General features: G+C 41.4%; 11 protein-coding genes. 9 read left to right on the top strand and 2 right to left on the bottom strand.

The window, feature by feature from the left end:
• The first annotated feature begins 4 nt into the window (after window positions 1-4).
• The 9 genes from RT138_RS03450 to RT138_RS03410 all read left to right on the top strand — a co-directional run bounded on the left by RT138_RS03450 (window position 5) and on the right by RT138_RS03410 (window position 9,196).
• Window positions 5-772, top strand: coding sequence for an ABC transporter permease subunit (locus RT138_RS03450; RefSeq protein ID WP_313189536.1), 768 nt, complete (start codon window positions 5-7; stop codon window positions 770-772).
• 86 nt (window positions 773-858) lie between these two features.
• Window positions 859-1,674, top strand: coding sequence for a DUF2249 domain-containing protein (locus tag RT138_RS03445; protein ID WP_313189535.1), 816 nt, complete (start codon window positions 859-861; stop codon window positions 1,672-1,674).
• A gap of 10 nt (window positions 1,675-1,684) precedes the next feature.
• The gene (locus RT138_RS03440) at window positions 1,685-2,956 is read left to right on the top strand and encodes a hypothetical protein (RefSeq protein WP_313189534.1); all 1,272 of its coding nucleotides are present in this window, start codon (window positions 1,685-1,687) and stop codon (window positions 2,954-2,956) included.
• Window positions 2,946-3,275, top strand: coding sequence for a metal-sulfur cluster assembly factor (locus RT138_RS03435; RefSeq protein WP_313189533.1), 330 nt, complete (start codon window positions 2,946-2,948; stop codon window positions 3,273-3,275). The genes RT138_RS03440 and RT138_RS03435 overlap by 11 nt, the downstream gene beginning before the upstream one ends.
• An 18-nt stretch (window positions 3,276-3,293) precedes the next feature.
• Window positions 3,294-4,079, top strand: coding sequence for a FixH family protein (locus tag RT138_RS03430; RefSeq protein ID WP_313189532.1), 786 nt, complete (start codon window positions 3,294-3,296; stop codon window positions 4,077-4,079).
• A 48-nt stretch (window positions 4,080-4,127) separates the two neighbouring features.
• Window positions 4,128-6,146, top strand: coding sequence for a TonB-dependent receptor (locus RT138_RS03425; RefSeq protein WP_313189531.1), 2,019 nt, complete (start codon window positions 4,128-4,130; stop codon window positions 6,144-6,146).
• Window positions 6,147-6,254: 108 nt separating this feature from the next.
• Window positions 6,255-8,372 (top strand): ribonucleoside triphosphate reductase, encoded by a 2,118-nt coding sequence (locus tag RT138_RS03420; protein WP_313189530.1) that lies wholly within the window; start codon window positions 6,255-6,257, stop codon window positions 8,370-8,372.
• Window positions 8,353-8,538 carry an anaerobic ribonucleoside-triphosphate reductase gene (gene nrdD / locus RT138_RS03415; protein ID WP_095067913.1) on the top strand — a complete coding sequence of 62 codons (186 nt, stop codon included), beginning with the start codon at window positions 8,353-8,355 and terminating at the stop codon, window positions 8,536-8,538. Before RT138_RS03420 ends, nrdD begins: the two co-directional genes overlap by 20 nt.
• Window positions 8,519-9,196, top strand: coding sequence for an anaerobic ribonucleoside-triphosphate reductase activating protein (locus tag RT138_RS03410; RefSeq protein WP_313189529.1), 678 nt, complete (start codon window positions 8,519-8,521; stop codon window positions 9,194-9,196). Before nrdD ends, RT138_RS03410 begins: the two co-directional genes overlap by 20 nt.
• Before the next feature lie 60 nt (window positions 9,197-9,256).
• Here RT138_RS03410 and RT138_RS03405 read toward each other — a convergent pair whose 3' ends face one another.
• A complete protein-coding gene (locus RT138_RS03405; RefSeq protein WP_313189528.1) occupies window positions 9,257-10,498 on the bottom strand; it encodes a DUF4374 domain-containing protein in 1,242 nt (413 codons plus the stop codon).
• A gap of 19 nt (window positions 10,499-10,517) precedes the next feature.
• Window positions 10,518-12,995, bottom strand: coding sequence for a TonB-dependent receptor plug domain-containing protein (locus RT138_RS03400; RefSeq protein WP_313189527.1), 2,478 nt, complete (start codon window positions 12,993-12,995; stop codon window positions 10,518-10,520).
• Between the last annotated feature and the right edge of the window lie 13 nt (window positions 12,996-13,008).

Here is a 13,008-nt window from a genome sequence, read left to right as displayed (position 1 = left end):
ATCCATGAATAAAATTATACGCTACGTTTTTGTTGATTTACTGAGAAATAAAACCATTATTTTCTATACCGTTTTACTCTTTGCACTTTCAGTAAGTGTGTTCAGTATGGAAGATAATTATGAAAAAGGATTGGTGAGTTTATTGAACATTGTGCTTTTCGTAGTTCCTCTGGTAAGTATCGTGTTTTCAAGCATATACCTCTATAATAGTGCTGAATTTATTTGTTTATTAGTGAGTCAACCCCTGAAGCGGGGGAATATTTGGCTGAGCATCTTTGCGGGTCTGGCAGGTACCTTATGTCTATCCTTTTTTATAGGTGTAGGGATACCAACCCTCATTTATGCTTTCAGCAGTTCTGGATTGATTTTGGTCGGTTGCGGGTTATTGCTTTCTGTGATCTTTGTGTCAATAGCCTTGTGGACCTCTGTATTGATTCGGGACAAATCCAAAGGTATCGGACTTGCAATCCTCTTGTGGTTGTATTTCGGATTGCTGTTCGATGCCTTGGTCTTATTTATGTTGTTCCAATTTTCGGACTACCCAATCGAGAACTTTATGGTTGGCTTGTCCATGTTCAACCCCATCGATGTCTGTCGGATCTTGATCCTCTTACAACTCGACCTTTCTGCCATGATGGGTTATACCGGAGCAATTTTTAGAGACTTCTTTGGAAATGCACTAGGCATGGGCCTAACCATCGGCGTCCTGTTTTTGTGGGCGAGCATTCCGCTATGGCTATCGGTCAGGTATTTTAAAAAGAAAGATCTATAGGAGCGAGTACGGCAATTGGTACTATGCCAAGCAAATGACAGGTCCGATTGACGGTTTTATACATTGTCATAAAATTCATTTTTGCCATGATAATCAATCAATTCACAAAAATCTCAGAGCTTATCAAAGCTAATGAGTTGTGCATTGATGCCATTGCATCAATAGCGAAACCCTTACGGAAAATCAAAATCCCAATATTGCGTAAGGTCCTGACTCCTCGTGTCAATATCATGGAAGCTGCAAAAATTGCAAACTGTTCTGTAGATGACTTTAGACGTGTTCTGGAGCCACTAGGCTTTACTTGGGAAGAACAAACAGCAGCCTTGGATGCTACGGAAGAAAAGGAAAATACAAAACCAGGATGGTTACTGGAAAGTGAGCACATAGTGCCATTGGATGTCCGTCCCATTTTGGATGCAGGACGAGACCCCCTTAAGGAAATCATGTCTGCATACAAATCTCTCCCTGAAAAGGCAGTACTGGAAATCATCAATACCTTTTTGCCATTCCCACTGATAAGCAGATTGGAAGATAAAGGCGCATTCAGTTATACCGACGAGGTTTCAAAAACTGAGTTCCATACTTATTTCTATAAGCCAATGGCAGAGAAATCGGTGACCAAAATAGAGTCCATGATATCGTTTGTATCCTATGATGTGATCGAAGGGATTCTGAATAAGAAAAGTTTCGATATGTTGGAGTTGGATGTCAGGAGTTTGCCTATGCCACAACCAATGGAGCGTATCTTGGAAACCTTGGCCCAATTAAAAGCGAATGAAGGCCTTTTTGTCCAACACAAGAAAGTGCCACTTTACCTGTTGGAAGAATTGGGCAATCTACCTTATCGGGTATTTGTCAGTGAGATTGCTGAAGGAGATGTGAGAATATTAATTCATCCATAAGTAAAGAGATATGACTTTAAGTTCGATGGATAATGCCACTAAAGGATATGTAGTCGTGCCATTTTTTGCTACGGCGGCTATCTTTTTCCTAGTTTTCAGCATCCTGTTGGTTATGACGGGTAGCCAAATCCTAGGGCATTATTTTCAACCTAAGGTTCTAGCCATAGTCCATACCCTGGCCTTGGGCTGGGGGACCATGATCATATTTGGTGCAGCCTATCAATTAGTGCCGGTCATATTTGAGCAAACTCTATTCTCCCCTAAATTAGCTTTGTTCAGCTATTTCCCGTTAACCGTAGGTAGCTGTCTCTTGATCCATAGCTTTTGGAATTTCCGGACTGATTGGGTCCTGATTTTAGGTGGGGCCTTAGTTTGCTTGGCTTCTTATATCTATTTCCTGATCATTTGGATGACCAGTAAGAACCATGAAAAATCGTTTGAATTCAACCTGTTTTTCATGGTTTCCGCTTTCTGGTTATGTTTCACCACAACTGTTGGTTTATTGCTGGCCATCAATTTAGGGCATCACTATATTTCCAAGAATCATTTAGACATTTTGAAGCTGCATGCACACGCCGGTTTAGCTGGATGGTTTCTACAACTGATCCTTGGGGCGGGGGCAAAGATGATCCCTATGTTCGTCATGGGTAAATCGATCAAGAGAAAAGCATTGTTTATTTCTGTTACCCTGATCAATACAGGATTGATCATGTTCCTGCTGCACGGATACAGAAATCAAGTGGATTACAAACTTCTGCTATGCGGAACATTGATCCTAGCGGGTGTCATTAGTTGGGGCGTATTTATTCAAGACTGTTTAAAGAACAGACTTCGAAAAAAAATAGAAATCCCTATCAAACATAGCTTACTATCCATAGGGAGCCTATTTGCTGCTTTTGCAAGTTTGCCACTTGTAATTAATCAAGAGTCGGGGAATTGGATTACCCTCTATATGGTTTGGATTTTCTTGGGTTGGATAACAGGAATAATCTTGGGAATGACCTTTAAGACCCTGCCATTTATAATATGGAACATTAAGTATAAAAACTTGAACGGAATGGCCAATGTGCCTATGCCGAAAGACCTATATAGCCATCAATTATTAAAGGTCCAATATATCCTGTTCCTTGCCGGATTATCTCTTACCGTGCTGGCCGTTGGGTACAAAATCAAATGGTTGATCACTGTCAGTTCTATCCTATGGGTCCTGCTTTCCGTTTCGTACTTAATGAATGTTTTAAAGGTGCTGACTCATAAGAGGAAGGAGGAATATGGAAGTTGATTTTACATCTCCGTTTGCTTCGGAGCAATTGAAGGCGATACAATCGCTGATGTTGGTCATGGATCCAGAACTTGGGATAAACGTCATTGATATGGGCTTGGTCTATGGATTTGATTTTACAAAGAGTGACAAGCTCCAGATTCAAATGACCTTAACGACGCCCTACTGTCCGATGGCAGGGTCCATCACGCAAGCGGTGCAAAAAAGTATGGAAAACACCTTTCCTGACCGAGAAATCATATTAGAATTGGTCTGGCAACCGGAATGGTCGCCCGATCGGATGACCGAGGCGGGAAGGGAACAATTGAATAGACAATAGAACTAAATTAATACTACTATGAAAAATGTAATCTATGTGATCTGTTGGAGTTTATTTGCTCTGACGATGGCGTCTTGCCAAAAGGACGATGGTTTGGAGAATCCTTTGGAAGATAAAATGATCATTGCTGAAAAAACGATAAATGCTTCGACGCAAGTCCAGCTTTTGGCTGATAAGGATCTGGTTGTAGGTTATCAACAAGTTTATATCAGAGTTTTGAAAGATGGAAAAGCTAATGCTACAGATAAGATAGAATTTTCTCCAGTGATGGATATGGGTACCATGAAACATGGCGCTCCTACCGGTAAATTTGCTTTCAATTCTGCCGTTGATGCTTACCAAGGTTTTGTGGTTTTTACCATGCCTACTGCGGATAATGGAACTTGGGCAATTGACCTGAAAATCAATAATGAAACGCTGAACTTTCCGGTCGTAATTAAACCTGCAGCAACAGGGAATGTTCCTGTCAAGTCTTTCACTGCACCCGATAATAAACGCTACATCTTGGCATTGGTACAGCCTTCTTCCCCAAAGATTGGAATCAATGATTTGGAAGTGATGGTATTCTGGAGAGAAAACATGTTTTCATTTCCTGTTCAGGATGGATTGACCTTAGATTTTCATCCCGAAATGACCTCCATGAACCATGGCTCTAGCAATAATGTTAACCCACAGGGGTCAGGTGCAGGGATATATAAAGGGAAAGTGAATTTCAGCATGTCTGGAGATTGGAGATTGTTCTTCAATATCAATAAGGGTGAAACCCAATTAGGGAAAGATGTCTTTCTAGATGTTCTTTTTTAGATAATAAGGATCAATAAAATTGTTAGGACTCGTTAAAATTTAGGGCTTATGAAAAGGGTTTCTTTTATTTTAAGTTTTTGCTTCCTTGCGGCTGGACAATATGTTCAAGCCCAGCATCATCATCATGACACCTTGAAGAATGTTGCCATTGAGGAAGTGGTGGTAAGTACTCAGGTTTCTGTAAATAAGCAGCTTGAAAATGAACAACGAGCTTCGAAACAAGCAAATATTGACCAGATCTTGGACAGGATAGCTGGAGTTCAGATGGTTCGCCGGGGCAATTATGCCTGGGAACCAACCATCCGTAGCCTAAATGCTGCGCAGATCAATTTGACGATTGATGGAATGGCGATCTTCGGAGCATGTACCGATCGTATGGATCCAATCAGCTCTTACATTGAGCCCAGTAACTTGAAGCAGATCAATGTGAATATTGGCCCATCATTCAACAGCTATGCTGGGGGTATGGCCGGAGGAATGAACTTCAAACTGGCCAATCCAGAACTTTCCAAAGTCCCTCAATTGAATGGAATGCTGGGGACAGGTTATGAATCGAACTCACAAGCGGTTCAGACCTTGGCATCCCTGCAATATAGCTCGGATAAATTTGCATTCCTCGTGAATGGAATCTTTAGAAAAGCACAGAACTATAAAGCGGCGGGCAAGGCAATCGTTCCCAATTCGCAGTTCCAGAAATGGAATGGATCTATTGCTGCGACCTATAAGTTGAATTCCAAGAATCAAATACTTGCCCAATATCTTGCCGATTATGGTCAGGATATTGGGTATCCTGCATTGACCATGGATGTTGCCTTTGCCAATGCAAATATTGTTTCCCTGACCCATGTCTATAATGCCGGCAAAGATGGGCTGAATGAAATCCGATCCAAGGTTTATTTCAACCATATCGACCATGCAATGGATGATAGCAAAAGGCCTGCGGAAACTGTTCCGATGCACATGGATATGCCTGGCCTATCATGGACTGCTGGTTTTTATTCCGAGTCGGGCTATCAGTTTGCCAAGCATCATCTGCAAGCAAGGCTAAATGGATACATCAATAGGTTGACAGCCAATATGACCATGTATCCAAAAGAAGGTAATCCCATGTTTATGTTTACCCTGCCTGATGCACAGCGGGATTTACTGAGCTTGGACCTATCAGATAGATACTATCTGAATGAAAAATGGATGCTGGATTTTATGGGCACCTATAGCTTGGCAAACTCCAGTATCTATAGCCAGAAAGGGGAGGAACAGCTATCTAGTTTAACGGATGCTCGTCTCGATCGATCTAATCACCTTGGAAACATCAACCTGACCGGCCATTATCATCCATCTGCCCATTTGCATTGGATGGCGAAGATTGGATATGCTAACCGCAGTGCCAGTCTTCAGGAGTATTATGGGTTCTATCTGTTCAATCGGTTGGATAACTATGATTACCTAGGGAATGTGGATTTGAAAACCGAGAAGTCAATACAGGCAAGCTTTGGTCTCAGCTATCAGCTTCCTTGGCTTAGATTGGAGGCAAATCTGTATAACTACTATTTTAGGGACTACATTGCCGGAAGGATTAATCCCGACTTTCATGTGATGACCATTGGTGCCACTGGGGTGAAACAACATCAGAATTTGGAACATGCCAATCTGATGGGGGCTGAAATGGCCATGAAGATCAAGTTCCTAAAGAATCTGGAGTGGTTAAGCACCATTGCCTATTCTGAAGGAAAGGATTTTGATGGCAATTACCTGCCGTTGATTTCGCCTTTTACCAATAATAATACTTTCCTCTTTAACCATAAGGGCTATGTGGCGCAATTTGAAGTAAGTTATTTTGCTAAACAAAATAAAGTGAGTTCCGCCATTTATGGAGATACCGCTACACCCGAAGCAACCTTGTTCAATGTTGCGGTGCGGAAAGCCTTTCAAATAAAGCAGCAAAAACTAACCGCCAACTTGAGGATGGAAAATATCTTTGATAGATATTATTTTCGCCATCAAGATATCATGAAGATTGCTAGACCTGGCCGTAATTTAATCGCCCAGATCAACCTTTCTTTCTAATTTTTTGCACAAAATAGGCCTTTATGTTTCGCCTCATAAAATATTGGGGCTTTTGTGGTTAGCTTTATGTAATTCTTGAAATCTATCTCTCATTCTAAAACCATGCCTATGAAAAACGTGATCAAACGTGATGGTTCTCTTGAACTTTTTCATTCCTATAAAATTGAAGATGCCATAAAAAAGGCATTCGAAAGTGTGTCTGTTCCTTATGATGAACAGATCATAGAAACTATTCTGGACGAACAACAAAATGCGGACCTCTTGGATGTTGAAGACATTCAGGACGTCATTGAAAGAAAGCTCTATGCAGCTGGTTATTTTCAGGTGATGCGCTCATTTATGTTGTTTCGCCATACCCGAAAATTACAACGTGAGCATATCGATCGTTTTGTAGATTCCAGTACCTATGTGGATAGCAGTCATGCCGTCGAGGAATATATTTACCAAAACGATTGGCGTATCCAAGCGAATGCCAATAACTCATTTTCCAATGCAGGTTTGGTGAACAATACTGCTGGAAAGATCATTGCCAACTACTGGTTGGATAAGGTTTATAATAGGATTGAAGGTCATGCCCATCGTAACGCTGATATCCATATACATGACTTGGATTGTCTAACCGGTTATTGTGCCGGTTGGAGTCTAAGGGTGTTATTGGACGAAGGTTTCAATGGTGTCAGGGGTCGGGTTGATAGTAATCCACCTTCGCATTTCAGGGAATCCTTGGGCCAGATGGCTAATTTCTTGGGGATTCTGCAGAGTGAATGGGCAGGAGCTCAGGCCTTCAGTTCGTTTGATACCTATCTTGCACCTTATGTCTTTAAGGATTGCCTAAGCCAGATTGACGTCAAGAAAGCTATCCGTAGCTTTGTCTATAACCTGAATGTTCCTGCTCGTTGGGGGCAGTCTCCATTTACCAATATTACCCTCGATTGGAATGTCCCACAGGACTTAAGGGACCAAATCCCAACCAAGGCAGGAAAACATCTTTTCAGGGGCATCAATAATGAAGCCTTGAAAACATTGGCGCTTGAAAGAGGCGTTCAAGATTTGGAAGATTTGACCTATAAACATTTCCAGCCGGAAATGAACATGATCAATCGGGCCTATTATGAAGTCATGACCGAGGGCGATGCAAATGGACAGCCCTTTACATTTCCTATCCCTACCGTGAACATCACGGAGGACTTTGATTGGAACGGAGAAAATGTGGATGTCCTGTTTGAGAATACGGCCAAGATCGGTTCATCTTATTTCCAAAACTTTATCGGTAGCCAATATTTTATTGATGAAAATGGAGATCGGCAGGAAAATCCGGATGCCTATAAACCGAATGCCGTCCGGAGTATGTGCTGCCGTTTGCAACTTGATCTTCGGGAATTGCTGAAACGTGGAAATGGTCTCTTTGGAAGTGCGGAGATGACCGGCAGTATCGGTGTGGTAACCATTAATATGGCCAGATTGGGTTACCTGTACCAAGGAAATAGGGAAGGCCTGTTTGCCCGACTGGATGAACTGATGGAAATCGGACGTTCTACCCTCGAAAAGAAAAGGAAATTTATACAGGAAATGTACGACAATGGTTTATATCCTTATACCAAGAGATACCTTTCCCATTTCAGGAATCACTTTTCGACCATCGGTGTCAATGGGATGAATGAAATGATCCGGAATTATACCGGCAATCAGGAGAATATTGTTTCGGATTGGGGGATTGAATTCGCCAGTGAGATCCTGGATTATATCCGCGAGCGCTTGAAAAAATTCCAAGAGGAAACCGGCAATCTATACAACCTGGAAGCTACTCCTGCTGAAGGTACAACCTATCGTTTTGCTAAAGAGGATAAAAAACGCTTCCCTGATATTCTGCAGGCTGGGCAAGATCAACAGATATACTATACCAATAGTTCCCAAATTCCGGTAAATCATACGGACGATCCATTTGAAGCATTGTTGCTGCAGGATCAACTGCAATGTAAGTATACCGGCGGGACGGTACTGCACCTGTACATGCGGGAAAAGATCAGTACTCCTGAAGCCTGTAAGCTGTTTGTAAGGACCGTATTGAGCAATTTCAGATTGCCTTATATCACGGTAACTCCTGTATTTAGTATTTGCCCTGTGCATGGATACCTGAATGGGGAACATGAATATTGCCCAAAATGTGACGATGAAATCGTGAATCAATATAATTTAAATAGTGAATATGGAAACCATGAAGAATGAAAGATTGCTATTGTTGCAGCAACATCAGCAAGAACGCAGTAAATGTTTGGTCTATACTCGTGTAATGGGGTATCATAGACCTGTTGAAAGTTTCAATATCGGTAAACAAGGAGAGCATAAACAGCGGACCCTGTTCCAAGAAGGATATGGCAAATGCTCTATATGATATAACTCCTTTTACCTTATTGGATTACCCTAATAAAGCAGCCTGCATCCTTTGGTTTGTGGGCTGCAATATGCGGTGCCAATATTGTTATAATCCTGATATCGTATTTGGTAAGGGAAAGATAGGGATCGATCAAGCTGAAGCTTTTTTGAAATCTCGAAAAGGCCTATTGCAAGCGGTTGTCTTCAGCGGTGGGGAATGTACCATGCATCCAGATATGATGCCCTTGGTGAAGATTGCCAAATCTTTGGGATACCTCATTAAAGTCGATACCAATGGCGCGAGACCAAAGCTGATCAAAAACCTTATTGACAATGATCTTTTGGATTATGTAGCGCTTGATTTCAAGGGCTTGGGACAGCGTTTCCATGAAATTACTGTTACTGGTTCCTTCGAAGCTTTTGAAGAAACATTGGATATCTTGTTGAATGCCAACATTCAATTTGAAGTTAGAACAACTGCGCATTCCCAATTGCTATCTGCTGCTGATCTGCAGGAAATGTTGAAATTCTTGGAAGATCGCGGTTACAGAAATAATTACTATCTGCAGAAGGCTTTAAACAATGTCAAGATGATTGCCGAATTGGGTGATTCGAATTATGGGGATGAAGAATTGAGATTCGGGGACAATGGGTTGAGGGTTGTTGTACGAGGCTAGAACAAAAAAACCAGACCAGGAATTGATCCTGATCTGGTCTACTATTACTATAAACAAATTTTATTTCTTTTCAATAAAGGCTGCTGCCTGAATTTCATTGGCATCTTTGACAACCAATCCTTTTTTAGCATTTCCTGTTTGAGGATCGATAGCATAGAATTGTGGGAATTTATCGAGTTCCGTTAGTCCGACATACGCTTTGCCTTCAAATACATATGGCCAGCTAAGCCCTGATGGCATATTGTTGTAAGTTGGAATCCCTTTTACCCAATTGAATTTTTTCTCCTTCATATGTACCACGGCATATTGGGTGGAAGCATCCATTCCAGGTTGTTTTCCAGCTTCATATTTCTTGTTGTAGAATTCAATCAAGAATATATCATCCAATAATGGCCACACCTTACTGAACCTATAACCAGCAGATGCTGCTTCTAAATCCCAGAAGTACCCTTTGTCGAAAGTAGTGGCGCCTTTTCTGATAACCAAAGCACCTGCTTTTTTAGTTCCGAAGTTATTGCCCGAGAAAACATAGACATCACCATTAGAAGCTACACCGATTTGGGAATATCTGGCTGAACGATAAAAACCTCCAGAAATAGATAGACGTGGATCGGTATATACCGCTTCGGTCTTTAATGTCTTAGCGTTTATTTTTGCGACCACAACTTTATCAATATCGGTGTTTTCGTGGAAGTGGAGACTGGTATAGAATGCATCGTCTTTACCATCTGCTAATCCAATCAAGGCAGCATTTTTACCTTCGAATCCATTAAATTGATTGACTTTAAATGTTTGGAATTGGGGTTCTCCCGCTGCAAGTCCAATACGGTTCATGGTCCCAACGGTTTTATCAGCAGCTCTAAATCCACTCATGATGGTATAGGCATAATCTCCGACAGCTCCAGCCGTTACGAATCCGTTTTGGATTTCGAATTGATTTCCTACCGTCATGGGTGCTCCTGATGGATTTATGGTGAAACGTTGGCCAACGTGTGCATCCCCACGACCGTATTTGATTCCCACTAGGCCTGCATGTCCATATGACATATATTGTGTGAAGGTATTGGTAAATTCCAAACCGGTACCTTTTGGTGAAATACTGTCTTTTTCGTTTTCCAAAGAGTTTGCAGAAAGGAAGTAAGTTGCGGTAGTTGAACCAGGGACCGATACAGCAACCAGAAATTTACCTTCTTTGTTCTCCTTTACAGGTGTAGGAGGCACTGGGCTTTCTTCTGTACAGGCAACTAGGGTTAATATTGCCATTGCGTAAATCCATGATTGTTTGATTAATTGATTTTTCATTTTTATGAAATTATTGATGTTAATTTATTGATGAGTTATTGCGTTTTATAAAGTAATACCTAAGTTTTACAGCGAAACTTCTTCCCGGTTTTTGTAAGCTGTAATTATCATAGAGCATGGCGTCTGCTAGGTTTCTAGCCTCCACACTGATATTGTATTTACCGTTTTTAAGCATGTAGCTTGCGGAGAAGTCGCTATATAACTGCTGAGGCACAATCGCTTTGGATGCCCTATCGGCATAGGCATAGGAATGCAGATAGATTTTGTCCACAAAGTTTAGGGTGTAATTGATGTTTAGGGTATTTCCTTTACCGAAAAGGTTGTGGAAGTAATAGGTGGCATCAACATTCCAGAAGAAGTAGGGCAGATTGGGCATTCGATAACCATAGTTGCCGTTGAGCTGTGTTTGGGCAAGGTTGGAGAAAGGGGCCTTGTCCCTGATATCCATGTAGGTAAATGTACCACCAATAGAAGCCTTGTTTTTATAGTACAGACGTGCTTCGAAATCAGTTCCCCATCTGGTTACACGACCATGATTTCTGTTCTGAAAAACAGTTTCACCATTTAGAGCATCCCCTTTTCTGCCTGGCAACCGTTGGATGAAGTTATAGGTGTCCCTATGGTATCCAGCCCAGTCAAGAAATAAGTTGTATGAAGGACTGATTTCCTTATTGAAAGTAATACCCAGGTTATAATTGTTGGATTCTTCCGGTTGTAACGTGATGTTTCCTTCATCTAAGAGCTCATCGCCAAATAATTCGCGATCATTCGGCAATCGGTATGCTTTTTCTGCAGAGGCTTTAAATTGGAAGTCTTTGTAGAAATAATTGCTCGCAATACCGTAACCTGTTTTAGAGGCGTTTTCCTGTCTTTTAGAAGTTATTGATTCCTCGTTGGTTTGCGGGCCGGTCGCTCTGTTTAAGTAATGCTTTCCAAACACGATGGTGTTCCATTTTTTTCTGTAGGTAAACCTGTACTCCAAACCCAAGGAGTTCTTTAGACTTGTTCTGGTCATACTATCTGCTGCATTCGGAAGTTCGGGATACAGGTCATTTGCAATGCTTTCCAGATTAGGTTTTCTGGCATAAAAGGAAAGATTGTTATTGATGTTAACAGAATGGCTCTTGTTGATGCGGTAACCGATACCTAGGGATGCAGATTGGTTGCTGTTAGAATATTCCGCCATTCCTAGACTTGCTTCACCATAGGCTGCATTAACCCCTCTTAGGTCCGCCATTTTCTTTTTAGAGCCATCCCAACTGTACTTATAAGCAGAAGTGTCTATACTTCCAGCTTTTTCGTAGTTGAAATTCCCTGTTGCTCGGACGCTTAATCCTTCAATTAATAGGTTCCTTTTGTCATATACGAAGGAGGGAAGGATGGATTTGCTGAATGCGGTCCTTTCACCAAATACATACCTCATTTCAGACCCATGTTGGATGTCTCGATGGACTTGTCCCATCGTAAACCCAAATAACATTCTGTCAGCCCATTTCTTACCGACTACTCCAACCTTGGCGATTAAGGTTTCATTCCTGTAATGATCATGAAAGCGTCTGAACCAAGAAGAGTCTGCAGACCATGCAGAACCGGTTTGCCAATTATCTCCTTCGGATTCAGGTGAATTGTCCTTAGCAAAAATCCGGTATGATGTCTTTACATTATAATTGTTGTCAGAATAATTTTGAAAAGCATTCAGTTGTAGTGATACTCCCGAGTTAAAAGTGTGGTTCAAACTGAGGTTGCTTCTCTGGGTATTAAAAGATCCATAGGAATAGGACGCATCCAGGGAGGTATTGGCAGACTGGTTGGTGACTATATTGATTACTCCACCTAATGCGTCTGAGCCAAATTCAATAGGCACAACTCCTTTGTATATTTCAATGCGGTCAGCGGCATTCACAGGGATATTGTTCAATTGAAAGGCAGATCCCATACCCTCCATAGGCACTCCATCGATGAAGACACGGATGTTTCTCCCAGTAAAGCCATTCAGGGTAATGTTCATATCGGAACCAACACCTCCTGTTTCGCGAATTTTTACCCCTGAAGCCCTATCTAATAAATGCGCTAAATCTAATGTGGAATTGTACTGAGATTTTGCATCTATGGCCACCACATTGAAAGGGGTTTCTCGGACTTTCTGTACAGCACTTTTGCCGTGAACTACAACTTGGTCTATATTGGTGCTTGGATCAATCTCAAGATAGAATACCTGATTGATGTTTTCATTGTCAAGAACCTTGATCCGCCGAAGTTGACTTTTGTAACCTATGGCCGAAGCCAATAGTTCATATTCTCCTGCAGAAGTCGACAAGATAAACCTGCCGTTTTTATCAACTTCTGAATGGTGGTTTGTTTTACATATTCGCACAGAAGCATGTTCGATGACTTGGCCTGTCTGATTGAATATATGTCCAGTTATTTTAGAAGATTGCGGGAAAGCTTGGAGGACTGATAATCCTATAAAAATTATCAGGAATAATACTTTTTTCATTGTTGGGTAAAAT

The sequence above is a fragment of the Sphingobacterium sp. genome (assembly GCF_032065005.1).
GTDB lineage: Bacteria > Bacteroidota > Bacteroidia > Sphingobacteriales > Sphingobacteriaceae > Sphingobacterium.
Note: the sequence above shows the minus strand (reverse complement) of the source record. Positions and strands in the feature narration are given on the sequence as shown.

Excerpts from the sequence above, each read along its gene's own strand:
- RT138_RS03445 (WP_313189535.1), top strand. The coding sequence starts at position 859 with ATGATAATCAATCAATTCACAAAAATCTCAGAGCTTATCAAAGCTAAT.
- RT138_RS03400 (WP_313189527.1), bottom strand. The coding sequence starts at position 12,995 with ATGAAAAAAGTATTATTCCTGATAATTTTTATAGGATTATCAGTCCTC.
- nrdD (WP_095067913.1), top strand. The coding sequence starts at position 8,353 with ATGGAAACCATGAAGAATGAAAGATTGCTATTGTTGCAGCAACATCAG.
- RT138_RS03440 (WP_313189534.1), top strand. The coding sequence starts at position 1,685 with ATGACTTTAAGTTCGATGGATAATGCCACTAAAGGATATGTAGTCGTG.
- RT138_RS03435 (WP_313189533.1), top strand. The coding sequence starts at position 2,946 with ATGGAAGTTGATTTTACATCTCCGTTTGCTTCGGAGCAATTGAAGGCG.
- RT138_RS03405 (WP_313189528.1), bottom strand. The coding sequence starts at position 10,498 with ATGAAAAATCAATTAATCAAACAATCATGGATTTACGCAATGGCAATA.
- RT138_RS03450 (WP_313189536.1), top strand. The coding sequence starts at position 5 with ATGAATAAAATTATACGCTACGTTTTTGTTGATTTACTGAGAAATAAA.
- RT138_RS03425 (WP_313189531.1), top strand. The coding sequence starts at position 4,128 with ATGAAAAGGGTTTCTTTTATTTTAAGTTTTTGCTTCCTTGCGGCTGGA.
- RT138_RS03410 (WP_313189529.1), top strand. The coding sequence starts at position 8,519 with ATGGCAAATGCTCTATATGATATAACTCCTTTTACCTTATTGGATTAC.
- RT138_RS03430 (WP_313189532.1), top strand. The coding sequence starts at position 3,294 with ATGAAAAATGTAATCTATGTGATCTGTTGGAGTTTATTTGCTCTGACG.
- RT138_RS03420 (WP_313189530.1), top strand. The coding sequence starts at position 6,255 with ATGAAAAACGTGATCAAACGTGATGGTTCTCTTGAACTTTTTCATTCC.